The following is a 16,304-nucleotide window of genomic DNA, read 5'->3' on the forward strand; positions in this document are numbered from 1 at the left end:
CCCTGCCCCGCCGCCCGACCGTCCACCGCCCCGCGCACCGCCGCACCACCACCCGGACCCCCGAAAGGTCGTCACCACCCCATGCCCGAGCTGGTGTTCTTCTCCGGAACCATGGACTGCGGAAAGAGCACCCTCGCTCTGCAGATCGAGCACAACCGCTCCGCGCGCGGCCTGCAGGGCATGATCTTCACCCGTGACGACCGGGCGGGCGAGGGCAAGCTGTCCTCCCGGCTCGGCCTGGTCACCGACGCCGTCGAGGCGTCCGAGGGCTTCGACTTCTACGCCTACCTCGTCGCCCACCTCTCCCGCGGCGGCCGCTGCGACTACGTGATCGCCGATGAGGCGCAGTTCCTCGCGCCCGAGCAGATCGACCAGCTCGCCCGCGTCGTCGACGACCTCGAACTGGACGTCTTCGCCTTCGGCATCACCACCGACTTCCGCTCCAAGCTGTTCCCGGGCTCCCAGCGCCTCGTGGAACTGGCCGACCGCGTCGAGGTCCTCCAGGTCGAGGCGCTCTGCTGGTGCGGGGCCCGGGCCACCCACAACGCGCGCACCGTCGGCGGGGAGATGGTCGTCGAGGGCGCCCAGGTCGTCATCGGGGACGTCAACGCCGGGGACGAGGTGGGGTACGAGGTGCTCTGCCGCCGCCACCACCGGCGCCGTATGACGGCCGCGACCGCCCGCGCCGCCGCGCTCTCGCCCGACGTACTCCCGGTCCCGGCCGAAGAGTTGACGGACCGGCCCGACGAACCCGCTCACCAGGCCGGCGAACCCGCCCACCGGCCCGACGACTCCGCCCAGCACCGGGCCGGCGAGACTCCTCACCGGCCCGGCGGACCCGTCGCCCCCGCCGAGGGCCTCTCCGCCCCGGCCCTCCAGGTCAGCGCCGGGACGACCGTACGATCGTGAAGACGGCGCCCTCCGGGTCCGCGACGGTCGCCAGCCGCCCGGCCGGGTCGTCGTGCGGCGCCTCCAGCACCCGGCCGCCCAGCTCGGTCACCCGGTGCGCCGCCGCGTCGGTGTCCTCGACCTCGAACCAGGTCATCCAGTGGGCGCCCCGGTCGCGCGGCAGGGCGCTGCCCATGCCGTGCAGGGACGCCACCGGCCGGTCGCCCACCCGCAGCGTCACCACGTCGGCCCCCGGGGCGCCCGCGGGGTCGAGTTCGTACCCGAACACCGTCTTGTAGAACTTCCCGACCGACTCCGTCTCCTGCGTCAGCAGCTCGTTCCAGACGGGGGCGCCGGGGGCTCCCACGACCGCCGTACCGAGGTGGGCGGCGGCCTGCCAGACGCCGAACACCGCCCCGGTCGGGTCGGAGCAGATCACCAGGCGCCCCGCCTCGGCGGCGTCGAGCGGGCCGACGGCCACCGTGCCGCCGCTGCACCTGATCGTCTGGGCGGTCTCGCGGGCGTCGTCGGACGCCAGATAGGTGGTCCAGGCCGTCGGCAGGTCCCGGTCGGCCGGGAGCCGGCCGATGCCCGCCACCTCCGCGCCGTCGAGCACCGCGCGTACATAAGGGCCCAGCTGCTGGGGCCCCGGCTGGAACCGCCAGCCGAACAGCGACCCGTAGAACTCCTGCGTCACGTCAAGCCGGTGCACCATCAGACTCACCCAGCAGGGTGTACCGGGTTCACGCCGAGCCGCCTCGCTCATCGTCACTACGCTCCTCGGACCATCGTCGTGGCCGTGCAAGGGAAAGGGCGCGACGAGTGCCGGCCACGGGCTGTGGGCCCGGCTTCACGCCCCGTCAGATGCTTGCACCGACGGCCGCGCGGTGCGCCCCGGCCGCGCCGTGATACGGCGCGATCCGGCAGGAGGATGCCCGAAAAATCGCCGCCCATCCCCGCGGTCGCCCGCACGCTTTCCGCCCCCGTACCGCGAACGCCATGCGTCCGCGTACCGGGAACGCCCTCCGCTGCCGTACCGCGCGCCGCTCGTTCTGCGCGAGGATGGCGGCATGAATCCCTTGATCTCGGCATCCGAACTCGCCGGTGAGCTGACCGGCGGGCGCCCGCCGGTCCTCCTGGACGTCCGCTGGCAGCTCGGCGGCCCGCCCGGCAGGCCCGAGTACGAGGCCGGTCACCTGCCCGGCGCGGTGTACGTGGACCTCGACACCGAGCTGGCGGGAGCGCCGGGCCGGGGCGGGCGGCACCCGCTGCCGGACGTGGCGGAGTTCGGCGCGGTCATGCGCCGCGCGGGTGTCGGCGCCGGCTCGCCGGTCGTCGTCTACGACAGCGGCCAGGGCTGGGCGGCGGCCCGCGCGTGGTGGCTGCTCCGCTGGACCGGCCACCCGGACGTGCGGGTGCTGGACGGTGGCCTCGCCGCCTGGCGGGGCGAGCTGTCGACGGTGACGCCCGAGCCCCCGGCCGGTGACTTCGTGCCGGAGCCGGGCCGGCTGCCGCTGCTGGACGCGGACGGGGCGGCGGCCCTGGCCCGGACGGGCCTGCTGCTGGACGCGCGGGCGGGGGAGCGGTACCGGGGCGAGGTGGAGCCCATCGACCCGGTGGGCGGGCACATCCCGGGCGCGGCCTCCGCCCCGACGACGGAGAACGTCGACGAGAACGGCCGGTTCCTGCCGCCCGAGGTGCTGGCGGCCCGCTTCAAGGCGCTGGGTGCGGCCGAGGCGCCGGAGGTCGGCGTCTACTGCGGCTCGGGCGTCTCGGGCGCCCATGAGGTGCTGGCCCTGGAGGTCGCGGGCATCCGGGCGGCCCTCTACGCGGGGTCCTGGTCGGAGTGGTCCGCCGACCCCGCCCGCCCGGTCGCCAAGGGCCCCGCACGCGGCTGACGCCCGGACACACCCGGCCGGTGCCCCCGCCCGGTACTCCGCATGTCGGTTTGCCCGGTCACGCGGTCCGCGCGGTCACGCGGTCACGCGGTCACGCGGTCACGCGGTCCGCGCGGTCACGCGGTCCGCGCGGTCACGCGGGCGGGGACGTCCGGCCTACTCCTGCTTCTTGCGGCGCGTGCCGAAGACGATCTCGTCCCAGCTCGGGACCGCCGCCCGGCGGCCCGGCCGGACGCCGTCCGCCTCGGCCTGGCGGTCGGTGGTGCCGGTCAGCCGGTCGCGGTGACCGCTCACCGCGCGGGGCATCAGGACGTCCGCGTACGCCGAACCCGCGCCCGCCGATGCGGCCGGGGCGGGAGCCGGGGGCTCCTCCACGTCCGGTTCGTCGTCCGGCTCGGCGGCCACCGGGGTGTCGGCGGCGGGAAGCTCGGGGACGACCATGTCGCCCCGGAAGCTCGGCACCGCCTCCAGCAGGCTGGTCAGCGAGTCCCGCTCGGGCTCCTCCTCCGGCTCGGGCGCCGGGACGGGTGCCGGGCGCTCCATCTGCCGGTCGAGGGCGCGGTCCAGCGGCCGGTCGCGCGGGAGGCGTGCGATGCGCGGGACGAACGGGAAGCTCGGCTCCTGCACGGCCACCGCGTCGTCGGTCTCGCCGATCAGCGCCCGCGCCTCGTCGTCCACGGCCTGGACCAGCCGGCGGGGCGGGTCGTACGTCCAGCTCGCCGAGTGGACCTCGCCGGCCACCCGGTAGACCAGCAGCACCTCCCAGGTGCCGTCGTCGCGGCGCCAGGAGTCCCACACCACGGTGTCCTTGTCGGCGCCGCGCAGCAGCAGCCGCTCCTGCACCGCCTCGCCGAGCTGGGGGCCGGTGTTCTCGCCGGGCCGCCGGACGGGGGTCTTGCGCGCCCGCTCCGCCATGAAGGCGCGCTCCGCGAGGACGGGGCCCTCGAAGCGGCGGACCCGCTCGACCGGGATGCCCGCGAGCTGGGCGACCTCCTCGGCCGAGGCACCCGCGCGTATCCGCGCCTGGATGTCCCGGGGGCGGAGGTGGCTCTCCACCTCGATCTCGATCTGGCCGAGGCGGGCGCGGTCGTTGCGGACGGCGGCACGCAGCCGCTCGTCGATCGGAAGCGTGTACTCCGTGCTGTCAGCAGCCTTCAGCACCAGTCGTGTGCCGTCGTTGGAGACGGCCACGACACGCAGTTCGGGCATGGGGACCTCCCGGGTGGTGCCTGCCGACGTCACCTGCGTCGCTGCTTCCGCTAGTCGAGTGTGGCCTGCCCGGGTGCAGCCTGCCACAACCTTGCCGAGTTGCCCGGCGTGTCGGGCATGGGCCCTGGAACGCCGTTATGGCACGGTTACCTGTTTGCCACGCAGGGTGACCGGCCTGGTCACTGCGTACAGCAGGTTGCCGTGCGGTGCTGCGGCGCCGCCGGACGAGTGCCGGTTTTCGGCCCCCTCCCGTTGGTCCCGGATCCCCGAAAGGGAACGGGGCCCAGGGCTCGCCACAGTACTCCATTCGGGCCACCTGGGTGGACCGGCGCGCCGCCGAAGTTCTCCCCGCGTACGGCAGTTGAGTTGCCTGAACGGCCGTCATACGTGTGTTCCTTCACAGAATCCGCAGAAATGGAACTATTCGCTTCGCCCATAAGTCCCTTCTCCTTGCATGCTGGGACAGATGGGTGAACCGAGGCCGGAGATGGATCAGAAGGTGTACACACGTAACAGCCGGACAGAAGGGGCGCACGACGGAGCCGAGCGGGCCGAGCAGACCGGGCAGGCCGGTCGGGCCGAGCGGGCGGACGGGGCGGAGAAGCCCGGGAAGCGGCGGCTCGACCTGAACGCCGCCCAGGTCGCGGGCAGCGCCGTCGCGGCCGTCGTGGCGGCCAAACTGGCGTCGAAGATGGGGGTGTACGGCACCGTCCTGGGCGCCGGTGTCATCAGCATCATCGCCACTTGCGGCGGCTCGGTCTTCCAGCACGTGTTCCGGAGCACGGGCGAGCGGGTGCGGGGGGTCACCGAGGCGGCGCTTCCCGCGACCCGCCCCACCGGCCGCGGAACCCGCGCCTCCGGGAAGGTCCGGAGGTTCCGGGGTGCCGGCAGGGCGGGGAAGACCGGGAAGGCCGAGGAGGCGCGGCCGGACGCGCACGGGGTGTTCGGCGAGGCCACCACGTACGGCACACGCGTGCGTGGCTGGAAACGTTCGGCCGTGGCGGCGGCGCTGGTCTTCGGCGTGGCCATGGCCGGCATCACGGCGTACGAGCTGATATCCGGTCAGGACTTCAGCGGGGGCAAGGGGACCACCATCAGCGGCGTCGTCCGCGGCGGCGACTCGGGCTCGCGGCCCGACCCCGACCCCGGTTCACAGACCGGTGGTCAGGACGGGCAGCGTGACAAGCGTCACCAGCAGCAGGGGACCCCCGGCGCGACCGACCCGGACACCGGCCGGGACGGCGGCGGGGGCGGCGGGACGAACGACCCCTCGACCGACCCGGGCACCGGCTCCACCGACCCCACGCCCACCCCCACCCCCACGCCGTCCGGAAAGGGCGGGGGCCAGAAGGGTGGGGATCAGAAGGGCGGGGACCAGGACTCGTCGAGCGGCACGCAGGGTTCCGGCGGAACGGGCGGGCAGGACCCGGCGGACCCGACACCCCCGGCGTCCCCCGCCGACCCCACCCCGCCCACCGGCCCGGCGCCCTCCGGCGCCGGCGGGACCACCGGGTGAGGCCGGTCAGTCGCCCAGGACCCGCCGCAGGTAGTCGTTGCCGAAGACCCGCTCCGGGTCGAGCCGGTCACGCACCGCGGTGAACTCGGCGAACCGCGGGTAGACCTCCGCGAGGTACGCGGCGTCCCGCGTGTGCAGCTTGCCCCAGTGCGGCCGTCCGCCGTGCGCCGTCATGATCCGCTCGGCGGCGGTGAAGTACGCCCGGTACGGCGTCCCCCGGTACATGTGCACCGCGATGTAGACGGTGTCCCGGCCGTACGCCGTGGAGAGCGAGATGTCGTCCGCGGGCGCGGTCCTGACCTCCACCGGGAAGCCGACGCGCAGCGACGACCGGTCGATCATCGCCCTCAGCTCGCGCAGCGCGCCGACGGCCGCCTCCCTCGGCAGGGCGTACTCCATCTCCATGAACCGCACCCGGCGCGGACTTGTGAAGACCTTGTACGGGATGTCCGTGTACGTCCGGGCGGACAGCGCGCGGCTGGAGAGTCGGGCGATCGCGGGCACGGCCGCCGGAACCGCCCGGCCGACCGAGCTGACCACCTGGAACAGCCCGTTGGACAGCAGCTCGTCCTCGACCCACCCGCTCACCCGCCCGGGCGGCGCGGCCGGCCCGGCGCTGCGGTTGTTGCGCTTGGTGGTGCAGCTCCCGGTGTGCGGGAACCAGTAGAACTCGAAGTGCTCGTTCTCGGCGTGCAGCGCGTCGAACTCCGCGGTCACCCGGTCGAAGCTCATCGGCTCCTCGCGCGCGTGGAGCAGGAAGAGCGGCTCCACGGCGAGGGTGAGGGCCGAGACGACCCCCAGCGCGCCCAGCCCGATCCGGGCCGACGCGAAGAGCGCCCGCTCCTCCTCGGTCCCCTCCGCGGAGCAGGTCAGCACCCGGCCGTCGGCCGTCACCAGCTCCAGCTCCCGGATCTGCGCGGCGATCGACGCCGAGTCGCGGCCCGTCCCGTGCGTACCGGTGCTGGTGGCGCCCGCCACCGTCTGCTCCATGATGTCGCCCATGTTCGTGAGCGACAGGCCCTCGCGCGCGAGGGCCACGTTCAGCCGCTTCAGCGGAGTGCCCGACTCCACCGTGACGGTCATCGCGCGCCGGTCGACACGGCGGATGCCGGTCAGCAGGTCGGGGCGGATCAGCACCCCGTCGGTCGCCGCGATGGACGTGAACGAGTGCCCCGTACCGACCGTCTTGACCCGCAGACCCTGCTCGGCGGCGGTCCGCACCGTCTCCGCCAGCTCCGCCACCGAGGCGGGCCGCGCCTCCCGCACCGGCCGGGAGACCACGTTCCCCGCCCAGTTAGACCACGTGCTGCTGCTTCTCCGGCTGTTCCGGGTCCTGCTTGCGCTCGTCACGCCGCCCCTGCCCCTCCCGCGTCGGCACCGGCCTGCGCAGCCGGCGGTACCCCAGGAACCCCACCGCGGCCGCGAGCACTCCCGCGACGCCGGGCACCGCGTACCCCGCCGCCGCCCCGTGCGCGTCGACCACCCAGCCGGCGGCCGACGAGCCGAGCGCCACACCGACCGCGAGCCCGGTACTCGTCCAGGACATGCCCTCGGTCAGCTGAGTGCGCGGTACGTGTGCCTCGACGAGGGCCATGGTCGTCACCATCGTCGGCGCGATGGCAAGGCCCGCGACAAAGAGCGCCACGGCCAGGAACGGCAGGCTCCCGGCCAGTTGGAGGGGGATCATACTCACGGCCATCGCGCACACCCCCACGAGCCACCGGCGCGACGGCTCGCCCTTGAGGTGCAGCAGCCCGAAGACCGCGCCCGCCAGGCACGAGCCCAGCGCGTACACCGCCAGCACCAGGCTGGCCGCCGCCTTGTGGCCCGACTCCTCCGCGAAGGCCACCGTCACCACGTCCACCGCGCCGAAGATCGTGCCGGTGGCGACGAACGCCGCGACCAGCACCTGCAGCCCCCGGGAGCGCAGCGCCGAACCACGGGAGTGGTGCTCGGCCGGGTGCGGCTGCGGCTCCGTGGCCCGCTGCGCCGTCAGCCACCACACCCCGGCCGCCAGGAAGACCGCCGCCAGCAGCGGCCCCGCCTCCGGGAACCAGACGGTGGACAGACCGATGGAGACGATCGGCCCGAAGATGAAGCACACCTCGTCGACGATCGACTCGAAGGAGTACGCCGTGTGCAGCTCACGCGCCGAACCCCGGTAGATGGCCGCCCAGCGTGCCCGGGTCATCGCCCCGATGCTCGGCACACAGCCCGCCGCGGCGGAGAAGACGAACAGCGTCCACTCCGGCCACCCCTGCTGGGCGCAGACCAGCAGCCCCGCCACCGCCGTCACCGTGATCACCGAGGCCGGGCGCAGCACCCGCCGCTGGCCGTACCGGTCGACGAGCCGGGACACCTGCGGGCCCAGGACGGCGGCGGAGACGGCGAGCGTCGCGGACAGCGCGCCCGCGAGGCCGTAGCGGCCGGTGAGCTGGGAGACCATCGTGACGATGCCGATGCCCATCATGGCCAGCGGCATCCGGCCCAGGAAGCCGGCGGCGGAGAAGGCGGCCGTTCCGGGGGCCGAGAAGATCGCGCGGTAGGGACTGGGCAAGGGACTCTCCGGCCGGTGAGGCGTACATCGCGCGCGTGGAGTGCGTGGCGGGTTGCGGGGGGACAGCTGCGGGGTACGGGGGCACGTGCGGGGGCGTACGGGCGTGCGCGACCCGGTACGTAAGGCGTATGGGCAGCCTTCACAGCTTACGGCCGAACGGGTGACGACGCACGGCGGTTTTCCGGCTGTCAGAGCCTGGTGGCAGGATCGATGCCATGTCCGATGCCATGGCCGACCCCGTGTCCGACCCCGTGTCCGATCAGCGCGATCCCGCCCCGTACGACGCGCTGCTGCTGCTCTCCTTCGGCGGCCCCGAGGGTCCCGACGACGTGGTCCCCTTCCTGGAGAACGTGACGCGGGGGAGGGGCATCCCCAAGGAGCGCCTCAAGGAGGTGGGACAGCACTACTTCCTGTTCGGCGGCGTCAGCCCGATCAACGACCAGAACCGCGCGCTGCTCGCCGCGCTGCGCAAGGACTTCGCCGACGCGGGCCTGGACCTGCCCGTCTTCTGGGGCAACCGGAACTGGGCCCCGTACCTCACGGACACGCTCCGCGAGATGGTCACCGCCGGCCACCGCCGGATCGCCGTCCTCGCCACCAGCGCGTACGCCTCCTATTCCGGCTGCCGCCAGTACCGCGAGAACCTGGCCGACGCGCTCGCCGCGCTGGAGGCGGAGGGCCTGCCGCTGCCCCGGGTCGACAAGCTGCGGCACTACTTCAACCACGCCGGGTTCGTCCGCCCGATGATCGACGGCGTGCTGCGGTCGCTGGCCGAGCTGGACGAGTCCGTGCGGGCCGGCGCGCACCTCGCCTTCACCACGCACTCCATCCCGACCGCGTCCGCCGACACCTCCGGCCCGGCCGGGGAGCACGGCGACGGCGGCGCCTACGTCAGGGAGCACCTCGAGGTCGCCCGGCTGATCGCCGACGCCGTCCGGGACGAGACCGGTGTCGAGCACCCCTGGGAGCTGGTCTACCAGTCGCGCAGCGGGGCACCGCACATCCCCTGGCTGGAGCCCGACATCTGCGACCACCTGGAGGCGCTGCGCGGCTCCGGGGCCCCCGCGGTCGTCATGGTGCCCATCGGGTTCGTCTCGGACCACATGGAGGTCCTGTACGACCTGGACACGGAGGCCGCCGCGAAGGCCGCGGAGCTGGGGCTCCCGGTGCGCAGGTCGGCCACCGTGGGCGACGACCCCCGGTTCGCCGCCGCCGTGCGGGACCTGGTGCTGGAGCGCGCCGCCGCCGAGCGGGGGATCGCGGTCGAGCGGTGCGCCCTGGGCGCGCTGGGCCCCTCGCACGACCTGTGCCCCGTCGGCTGCTGCCCGGCCCGCGCCGAGCGCCCCGCCGCGGCCGGCGCCGACAGCCCCTACGCCTGAGGAGCCACCCGTGACCCATCCGCACGACACGCCTCCCCCGTCCGCCCCGGAGGACCCGCTCGCGGCGGAGCTGCTGGCCCTCGCCCTGGAGGCGGGCCGCCGGGCCGGCGCCCTGCTGCGGGACGGCCGCCCGGCCGACCTCGGCGTCGCCGCGACCAAGTCGAGCCCCATCGATGTCGTCACCGAGATGGACCTCGCCGCCGAGAAGCTGATCACCGCCTTCCTGGCCGAGCACCGGCCCGACGACGGCATCCTCGGCGAGGAGGGCGCCTCCACCGAGGGCACCAGCGGCATCCGCTGGGTCGTCGACCCGCTGGACGGCACGGTCAACTACCTCTACGGCCTGCCGACGTGGGCCGTCTCCATCGCCGCCGAACGGGACGGCCGGGCCCTGGTCGGGGTGGTGGAGGCGCCCATGCGGGGCGAGACGTTCCAGGCGGTCCTCGGCGGCGGCGCCCGGCTGAACGGCCGGGCCGTCCGGTGCCGGCCCGCGCCTCCGCTGGACCAGGCGCTGGTGTCGACCGGCTTCAACTACGTGGCCCAGGTCCGCGCCCACCAGGCCGACGTCGCCCAGCGCCTGATCCCCCGGCTCCGGGACATCCGGCGGAGCGGTTCCGCCGCGATCGACCTGTGCGACGTGGCGGCGGGACGCCTGGACGGGTACTACGAGCGGGGCCTCAGCCCCTGGGACCTGGCGGCCGGCGCCCTGATCGCCCGCGAGGCCGGCGCGCTGACCGGCGGCCGCCCCGGGACGCCCCCGACGGGCGAGCTGACGGTGGCGGCGCCCCCGGGCGTCTTCGAGCCGCTCCAGGCCCTCCTGGAGGACTTCGGCGCCTGGCACGACTAGCGCGGCGCACAAGGGGCCACACGGCCCCGGGACAGCCTGGTCCCGGGACCGCTTGGCCCGCCGACGGCCGCTCGGGCCCCGGGCGAACGAAAAGCCCCGGCGTTCCGCGGGAGTCCGCGGGTCGCCGGGGCCGACCCCGTTCGTTCCGTCAGGCGTTCGCGGTGGTGACCTCCACACCGTGCTCCGCCGCCAGGCGGTGCAGATCGTCGAGCTCCGCCTGCTCGACGTCGGCCAGGAAGTCGTCTCCCGTCTCGCGAGCCCGTGTGAGGTCGGTCTCCGTGGCCCTTATGCGCTGAAGCAGTCCAGCGGTGAAAGCGTCCATCGTGCGCCCCCTCGTCATGGGTCGGTGGCACGGGGGTGTGCCGAGGGTTGTCGGGTGATCACGCACAGCACCTCTGGCAGACAGAGCGTTTCGTGGCGCGCCACATACGGGGCGTGATCTCAGGTGTGCAGTCGTCCTCCCCAAGGGCTCCCGCTCGGAAACCTCAACCCCGCGGCCAATTCCGTTGATTCCCGTACCGCCCCGGCCCGCCCGCCCGCGCCCGCGGTCCGCCCGCAGTCCGCCTTACAGCCGGTTTACGCGCGTACGGGGCAGGATGGACACGCACAGTCAGTAGGAAAGACGTGCCCGGACAGGGGGTCCAGCCACCCCGTCCGGGCTCACAGGCCCCGCACCGGGGCTCGGGAGGAAGGACAGCGCCGTGCGCGTACTCGTCGTCGAGGACGAGCAGCTGCTCGCCGATGCGGTGGCCACCGGACTGCGCCGGGAGGCCATGGCCGTCGACGTCGTGTACGACGGGGCGGCGGCCCTGGAGCGTATCGGGATCAACGACTACGACGTCGTCGTCCTCGACCGCGACCTGCCGCTCGTCCACGGCGACGACGTCTGCCGCAAGATCGTCGACCTGGGCATGCCCACCCGCGTCCTGATGCTCACCGCCTCCGGCGACGTCAGCGACCGGGTGGAGGGCCTGGAGATCGGCGCGGACGACTACCTGCCGAAGCCCTTCGCGTTCAGCGAGCTGACCGCTCGCGTCCGGGCGCTCGGCCGGCGCACGACCGTACCGCTGCCGCCGGTCCTGGAGCGCGCCGGGATCAAGCTCGACCCCAACCGGCGGGAGGTGTTCCGGGAGGGCCGGGAGATCCAGCTCGCGCCGAAGGAGTTCGCGGTCCTGGAGGTCCTGATGCGCAGCGAGGGCGCGGTCGTCTCGGCCGAGCAGCTCCTGGAGAAGGCGTGGGACGAGAACACCGACCCGTTCACCAATGTGGTGCGCGTGACGGTGATGACCCTGCGCCGCAAGCTCGGCGAGCCCCCGGTGATCGTCACCGTGCCCGGCTCCGGTTACCGGATCTGACCCGTGGCCGCGACCCCCGCGCCCCCTCAGGCGCCCCCCAAGCCCACCTGGGACCCCCGGGAGCCCGTGCGCCCCTGGCTGCGCCCCACCATCCGGATACGGCTCACCCTGCTGTACGGCGGGATGTTCCTGATCGCCGGCATCCTCCTGCTGTCGATCATCTACCTGTTGGCCGCCCAGGCGCTCCACATCGGCAGCGAGCTGCCCTTCAAGATCGTCAACGGCCAGGTGACCAGCAACGTCTGCAACTTCCCGGTCGAGGCCGGCCCCGACGAGTTCAACCGGGCGATGAACTCCTGCGTCAACGAACAGCGCCAGCACGCCCTGGACGACCTGCTGCGCCGCTCGCTCTTCGCCCTCCTGGGCCTGAGCGTGATCGCCTTCGCCTTCGGGTACGCCATGGCGGGCCGCGTGCTGTCCCCGCTGGGCCGGATCACCCGCACCGCGCGCAATGTGGCCGGCACGGACCTGTCCCGCCGGATCGTGCTGGACGGCCCGGACGACGAGCTCAAGGAGCTGGCGGACACCTTCGACGACATGCTGGACCGGCTCGACCGGGCCTTCACCGCCCAGCAGCGCTTCGTCGCCAACGCCTCGCACGAGCTGCGCACCCCGCTGGCGATCAACCGCACCCTGCTGGAGGTGCACCTCTCGGACCCGGGGGCGCCCGTGGAGCTCCAGCAGCTGGGCAAGACGCTGCTGTCCACCAACGAGCGCAGCGAGCAGCTGGTGGAGGGCCTGCTGCTGCTCGCCCGGAGCGACAACGAGATCGTCGAGCGCAAGCCCGTGGACCTGGCGGAGGTGGCGTCGCGCGCCATCGACCAGTCGCGCGCCGATGCCGAGGCCAAGGGTGTGGAGATCCGCGGCGAGCGGGCGCCGGCCGTCGTCCAGGGCAATGGCGTCCTGCTGGAGCGGATCGCCCTGAACCTGGTGCAGAACGCCGTCCGCTACAACGTGGACCAGGGCTGGGTGGAGGTGACCACCGAGACCCGGCCCGGCCAGGCGGTCCTGGTGGTGTCGAACACGGGGCCGGTCGTCCCGGCGTACGAGATCGACAACCTCTTCGAGCCCTTCCGCAGGCTCCGGCAGGACCGTACCGGCAGCGACAAGGGCGTCGGGCTGGGCCTGTCGATCGCCCGCTCCGTCGCGCGGGCCCACGGGGGCCGTATCATCGCGGAGCCCCGCGAGGGCGGCGGCCTCGTCATGCGCGTCACGCTTCCGGTGTGACACGCAGGGTGAGCCGTCCATCGTGTTCGCTTCACGCGGAATTTCCCGGACTCCGTCCGGGACGTTCCCTGTGGGATCGATCACAAGGAACCCTATCCGGCCATCTACTCTCCGTGATCAAGAATTCCTCCGGAAAACCAGGAAAAGTCCGGGTTTCCGGGGGGTCGGATCACGGGAAGTACAGGGGGTGGCGCCTGTCGGGCGCGGCTCCCGGACCGTGTACGGTCCCGTTCGCCATCCAAACTCGATCACTCTCGAGGGGTCCGGTTGGGTGTCGATTGAGTAACAGACCTTGATGTGAGGCAAAATCTCCGCCTCAGGTCGGGCACAAGTCCGGCCTCTCACGCGTTACGTGCGCTGGAGACACCGCAACCACCCAGAGGGGGAGAGCGACATGGCAACGGATTACGACACCCCACGCAAGACCGACGACGACGTCGACTCGGACAGCCTTGAAGAACTGAAGGCCCGGCGCAACGACAAGTCGACCTCGACCGTCGACGTCGACGAGTTCGAGGCCGCCGAGGGCCTGGAGCTCCCGGGCGCCGACCTCTCGAACGAGGAGCTGGCCGTCCGGGTGCTGCCCAAGCAGGCGGACGAGTTCACCTGCATGAGCTGCTTCCTGGTCCACCACCGCAGCCAGCTGGCCCGCGAGAAGAACGGCCAGCCGATCTGCCGCGACTGCGACTGAGGTCCGTCGGCCGTGGCAGGCGACACCCCGTCTCGGAAGCGACGCTTCCGGCTCCATCGGAAGCCGGAGGCGTACCAGGGCGGCACAGGCCCGGTACCGGACGCACCGCACGACGCGTCCACCGAGCACTCCGCCCTCCTGCCCCCTCCCGGCGCGCGTGACGACGAGCGGGGCCCCTCGGCCTCGCTCGAAGCAGCCGCACGGGCGGGCGCGGGCACGCCGGCCGGGACCCCCGCCAAGGGCCGGCGCCTCGACGCCGTCAAGCGCGGCGTGACCAGGAGCCGCGAGGGCGCCAGGGCGGGCCTCGCCCACCTCGCCGACCGGATCGTCGAGAACGCCCCGCGCGTACCCGTGCGGGACCTGGACACCCTGCGCAAGCAGTTCCCCGGCCTCACGCCGGAACAGCTCGCGGACAAGCTCGTCGCGGGCGCGGCGAACGCCACCTCCACGGTGGGCGCCGGGATCGGCGCGGCGGCCATGCTGCCCGTACCGCCGGCGATGCCTGCCGAGCTGGCCGCCGAGATCACCAGCGTCGCCGCGATCGAGCTGAAGCTCATCGCCGAGCTGCACGAGGTCTACGGACAGCGCCCCCCGGGCAATCTGCGGGAGCGCGCGATGGCCTACCTCACCTCCTGGACGGAGGAGCGCGGCATCGACGTCACCAAGCCCACCACCGTCAACGCCGCCCTCGGCGGCCGGATGAAGCGCGAGCTGCGCCAGCAGATCATGAAGCGCATGGTGCGCAACCTGCCGAACCTGACGCCCTTCATGGTCGGGGCCGCGGTCGGCGCCGTGATGAACCGCCGCGACACCAGAAAGCTCGCCGAGCACATCCGCAAGGACCTGCGCCGCCGCCAGGTGCCCTGGGACGCCCTGCCGGCCCTGCCGCCGCTGGAGCAGCCGCAGAACCCCAAGGAGATCGGCTTCTGACAGCCGGCCCGGCCGTCCCCGTCGTGCGGCTGTTCCCGCCGCCGCCCGCGGCGGCACCGGACACGCCCCCGCACGCGCGCCGGAGCGCCGCGATCAGGCCGCCGGACCCCCGGTGCCCCGCTCCTCGCGCACGGCCGTCAGGGCCGCTGCCAGGGCCTTCGGGTCACGGCTCGACACGTACACGTACGGGGTCGGGTCCGCCGGGTCGGTGACCTCGACACGTACCGCCCCCGGGACGTACCCGCGCAGCAGCATGTACGCACGCGTGTCCGCCTTGTACGTCCGCCAGGCACGCGCCTCCTCGGCGTCCAGCACCTCGGGCTCGCCCAGCGCCGACACCGGGACGCGCGCGTCCCCGGCGACCAGCGAACCGGCCACCACCCGGATACGGGCGGAGCCGTACGCGCTGACCGCCGCCATCGCCAGCGCGCCCGCGACGATCAGGCCGGCCAGCATGGGCAGCACGCCCAGCGGCAGCATGATCAGCGCGCCCGACACCCCCACCAGGGCGGCCAGCAGCCACCAGGAGCGGGGAGCGGTGAGCCGCTCGTCGTACAGCGGCACGGACGCGGACACGGAACCAAGTACGGAGCCGGTCGCGGACGAAGGCTCGGACGAAGGTGCGGAGGCGGAGGCGGAAGCCGTCGCGGAGGGCTGCATACACCCAAGCTTGGCACGGCGCGACCGGCGGTCCCCCGCGCGGGTAAGGTCTCCCGCTGTGAGCACTGCACTGACGCCCCCGGCCGACGCCATACCGCCGGTACGGCACCCCGACGCGCCCGCCCCCGGCGAGCCGCTGGGCGCCCACTACGAGCACTGCTTCGGCTGCGGCGGCGGTCAGCCCCACGGGCTCCACCTGGAGGCGCGGGCCGGCGAGGGCGTGACCGTCACCGCCGGGTTCACGGTCACCACCGACCACCAGGGCGCCCCGGGCCTCGCGCACGGCGGCGTCCTCGCCACCGCGCTGGACGAGACCCTCGGCTCGCTCAACTGGCTGCTGCGCACCATCGCGGTGACCGGCCGGCTGGAGACCGACTTCGTCCGGCCGGTGCCGGTCGGCACGCTGCTGCACCTCCAGGCCGAGGTCACCGCCGTGCACGGCCGCAAGATCTACTCCACGGCGACGGGCAGGATCGGCGGCCCCGAGGGCCCCGTGGCCGTCCGCGCCGACGCCCTTTTCATCGAGGTCAAGGTCGATCACTTCATCGACAACGGCCGTCCGGAGGAGATCCGGGCGGCGATGGCCGACCCCGACCAGGTCCGGCGCGCCCGCGCCTTCGAGGTGAACCCCTGATGCAGAACCCCGTCGACGTCCTGATCCGCCGCGTGGACCCGGAGGTGCCGATTCCGTCGTACGGGCACCCCGGCGACGCGGGCGCCGACCTCGTCACCACCGAGGCCGCCGAACTGGCCCCGGGCGAGCGCGCGCTCCTGCCCACCGGGGTGTCCATCGCGCTGCCCGACGGGTACGCCGCCTTCGTGCACCCCCGCTCGGGCCTCGCCGCCCGGTGCGGAGTGGCCCTCGTGAATGCCCCGGGGACCGTGGATGCCGGGTACCGTGGAGAGATCAAGGTGATCGTGGTCAACCTGGACCCGCGCGAGACCGTGCGGTTCGAGCGGTTCGACCGGATCGCCCAACTGGTCGTTCAGCAGGTCGAGAAGGTCCGTTTCCACGAGGTGGCGGAGCTTCCCGGCTCGGCGCGGGCCGAGGGGGGCTTCGGGTCCACCGGCGGTCATGCCGCCACGGAGGGCTGGACGGGTGGGAATCGATACGCTTCGGTCGTATCCGACCGGGAAGGACAGTGAC

Annotated in this window: 16 protein-coding genes and 1 pseudogene; 11 read left to right on the forward strand and 6 right to left on the reverse strand. The window is 73.5% G+C overall.

Annotation, left to right across the window (positions count from 1 at the left end):
• Nucleotides 1-81 precede the first annotated feature (81 nt).
• Nucleotides 82-717, forward strand: a pseudogene (locus ACF08D_RS00670) (thymidine kinase); the annotation flags it as partial.
• Between the two features lie 163 nt (nt 718-880).
• On the opposite strand, the gene ACF08D_RS00675 reads toward ACF08D_RS00670, so the two are convergent.
• Entirely contained in the window at nt 881-1,654 is a 774-nt protein-coding gene (locus ACF08D_RS00675) for a VOC family protein (RefSeq protein ID WP_392220191.1), read from the reverse strand.
• Between the two features lie 304 nt (nt 1,655-1,958).
• Between ACF08D_RS00675 and ACF08D_RS00680 the strand changes: the two genes are divergently transcribed.
• A complete protein-coding gene (locus ACF08D_RS00680; RefSeq protein ID WP_392220192.1) occupies nt 1,959-2,786 on the forward strand; it encodes a sulfurtransferase in 828 nt (275 codons plus the stop codon).
• Nucleotides 2,787-2,942: 156 nt separating this feature from the next.
• Here the strand turns inward: ACF08D_RS00680 and sepH are convergent, their stop codons facing one another.
• Complete coding sequence (sepH, locus tag ACF08D_RS00685) at nt 2,943-3,995, reverse strand: septation protein SepH (RefSeq protein ID WP_392220194.1); 1,053 nt, start codon at nt 3,993-3,995, stop codon at nt 2,943-2,945.
• Between the two features lie 466 nt (nt 3,996-4,461).
• Here sepH and ACF08D_RS00690 point away from each other — a divergent pair, with 466 nt between their 5' ends.
• Complete coding sequence (locus ACF08D_RS00690) at nt 4,462-5,511, forward strand: hypothetical protein (protein WP_392220195.1); 1,050 nt, start codon at nt 4,462-4,464, stop codon at nt 5,509-5,511.
• 6 nt (nt 5,512-5,517) lie between these two features.
• Here the strand turns inward: ACF08D_RS00690 and ACF08D_RS00695 are convergent, their stop codons facing one another.
• Together ACF08D_RS00695 and ACF08D_RS00700 are read right to left on the reverse strand one after the other, a co-directional pair.
• Entirely contained in the window at nt 5,518-6,861 is a 1,344-nt protein-coding gene (locus ACF08D_RS00695; protein WP_392220196.1) for a D-arabinono-1,4-lactone oxidase, read from the reverse strand.
• Entirely contained in the window at nt 6,806-8,068 is a 1,263-nt protein-coding gene (locus tag ACF08D_RS00700; protein WP_392220198.1) for an MFS transporter, read from the reverse strand. Before ACF08D_RS00700 ends, ACF08D_RS00695 begins: the two co-directional genes overlap by 56 nt.
• 251 nt (nt 8,069-8,319) lie before the next feature.
• On the opposite strand from ACF08D_RS00700, the gene ACF08D_RS00705 reads away from it, so the two are divergent.
• Nucleotides 8,320-9,447 (forward strand): ferrochelatase, encoded by a 1,128-nt coding sequence (locus ACF08D_RS00705; protein WP_392221174.1) that lies wholly within the window; start codon nt 8,320-8,322, stop codon nt 9,445-9,447.
• A gap of 10 nt (nt 9,448-9,457) precedes the next feature.
• Nucleotides 9,458-10,294, forward strand: coding sequence for an inositol monophosphatase family protein (locus tag ACF08D_RS00710; RefSeq protein ID WP_392220199.1), 837 nt, complete (start codon nt 9,458-9,460; stop codon nt 10,292-10,294).
• A gap of 148 nt (nt 10,295-10,442) precedes the next feature.
• On the opposite strand, the gene ACF08D_RS00715 is transcribed toward ACF08D_RS00710, so the two are convergent.
• A complete protein-coding gene (locus ACF08D_RS00715; RefSeq protein ID WP_392220201.1) occupies nt 10,443-10,616 on the reverse strand; it encodes a hypothetical protein in 174 nt (57 codons plus the stop codon).
• 379 nt (nt 10,617-10,995) lie between these two features.
• Here ACF08D_RS00715 and ACF08D_RS00720 point away from each other — a divergent pair, with 379 nt between their 5' ends.
• From ACF08D_RS00720 to ACF08D_RS00735, 4 genes are all read left to right on the forward strand, one after another.
• Complete coding sequence (locus ACF08D_RS00720) at nt 10,996-11,649, forward strand: response regulator transcription factor (RefSeq protein WP_392220202.1); 654 nt, start codon at nt 10,996-10,998, stop codon at nt 11,647-11,649.
• Nucleotides 11,650-11,652: 3 nt separating this feature from the next.
• The gene (locus ACF08D_RS00725; protein ID WP_392220204.1) at nt 11,653-12,876 is read left to right on the forward strand and encodes a sensor histidine kinase; all 1,224 of its coding nucleotides are present in this window, start codon (nt 11,653-11,655) and stop codon (nt 12,874-12,876) included.
• Between the two features lie 394 nt (nt 12,877-13,270).
• On the forward strand, nt 13,271-13,567 hold the full coding sequence (locus ACF08D_RS00730; protein WP_003955561.1) for a DUF4193 domain-containing protein: 297 nt from the start codon (nt 13,271-13,273) through the stop codon (nt 13,565-13,567).
• 12 nt (nt 13,568-13,579) lie between these two features.
• Nucleotides 13,580-14,497, forward strand: a complete 918-nt coding sequence (locus ACF08D_RS00735; RefSeq protein ID WP_392220206.1) for a hypothetical protein — start codon at nt 13,580-13,582, stop codon at nt 14,495-14,497.
• 93 nt (nt 14,498-14,590) lie between these two features.
• Here the strand turns inward: ACF08D_RS00735 and ACF08D_RS00740 are convergent, their stop codons facing one another.
• The gene (locus ACF08D_RS00740) at nt 14,591-15,157 is read right to left on the reverse strand and encodes a DUF3093 domain-containing protein (protein ID WP_392220207.1); all 567 of its coding nucleotides are present in this window, start codon (nt 15,155-15,157) and stop codon (nt 14,591-14,593) included.
• Between the two features lie 58 nt (nt 15,158-15,215).
• On the opposite strand from ACF08D_RS00740, the gene ACF08D_RS00745 reads away from it, so the two are divergent.
• Both ACF08D_RS00745 and dut read left to right on the forward strand, forming a co-directional pair.
• A complete protein-coding gene (locus ACF08D_RS00745; RefSeq protein WP_392220209.1) occupies nt 15,216-15,791 on the forward strand; it encodes a PaaI family thioesterase in 576 nt (191 codons plus the stop codon).
• Entirely contained in the window at nt 15,791-16,303 is a 513-nt protein-coding gene (dut, locus tag ACF08D_RS00750; RefSeq protein ID WP_392220210.1) for a dUTP diphosphatase, read from the forward strand. Before ACF08D_RS00745 ends, dut begins: the two co-directional genes overlap by 1 nt.
• Nucleotide 16,304 lies beyond the last annotated feature (1 nt).

The sequence above is a fragment of the Streptomyces sp. NPDC015131 genome (assembly GCF_043079975.1).
In the GTDB taxonomy this organism is placed as follows: Bacteria; Actinomycetota; Actinomycetes; order Streptomycetales; family Streptomycetaceae; genus Streptomyces.

What these genes read in the sequence shown, in the direction of transcription:
- sepH (WP_392220194.1), bottom strand. Translation starts at nt 3,995, where the DNA reads ATGCCCGAACTGCGTGTCGTGGCCGTCTCCAACGACGGCACACGACTG.
- dut (WP_392220210.1), top strand. Translation starts at nt 15,791, where the DNA reads ATGCAGAACCCCGTCGACGTCCTGATCCGCCGCGTGGACCCGGAGGTG.
- ACF08D_RS00680 (WP_392220192.1), top strand. Translation starts at nt 1,959, where the DNA reads ATGAATCCCTTGATCTCGGCATCCGAACTCGCCGGTGAGCTGACCGGC.
- ACF08D_RS00715 (WP_392220201.1), bottom strand. Translation starts at nt 10,616, where the DNA reads ATGGACGCTTTCACCGCTGGACTGCTTCAGCGCATAAGGGCCACGGAG.
- ACF08D_RS00730 (WP_003955561.1), top strand. Translation starts at nt 13,271, where the DNA reads ATGGCAACGGATTACGACACCCCACGCAAGACCGACGACGACGTCGAC.
- ACF08D_RS00740 (WP_392220207.1), bottom strand. Translation starts at nt 15,157, where the DNA reads ATGCAGCCCTCCGCGACGGCTTCCGCCTCCGCCTCCGCACCTTCGTCC.
- ACF08D_RS00690 (WP_392220195.1), top strand. Translation starts at nt 4,462, where the DNA reads ATGGGTGAACCGAGGCCGGAGATGGATCAGAAGGTGTACACACGTAAC.
- ACF08D_RS00675 (WP_392220191.1), bottom strand. Translation starts at nt 1,654, where the DNA reads ATGAGCGAGGCGGCTCGGCGTGAACCCGGTACACCCTGCTGGGTGAGT.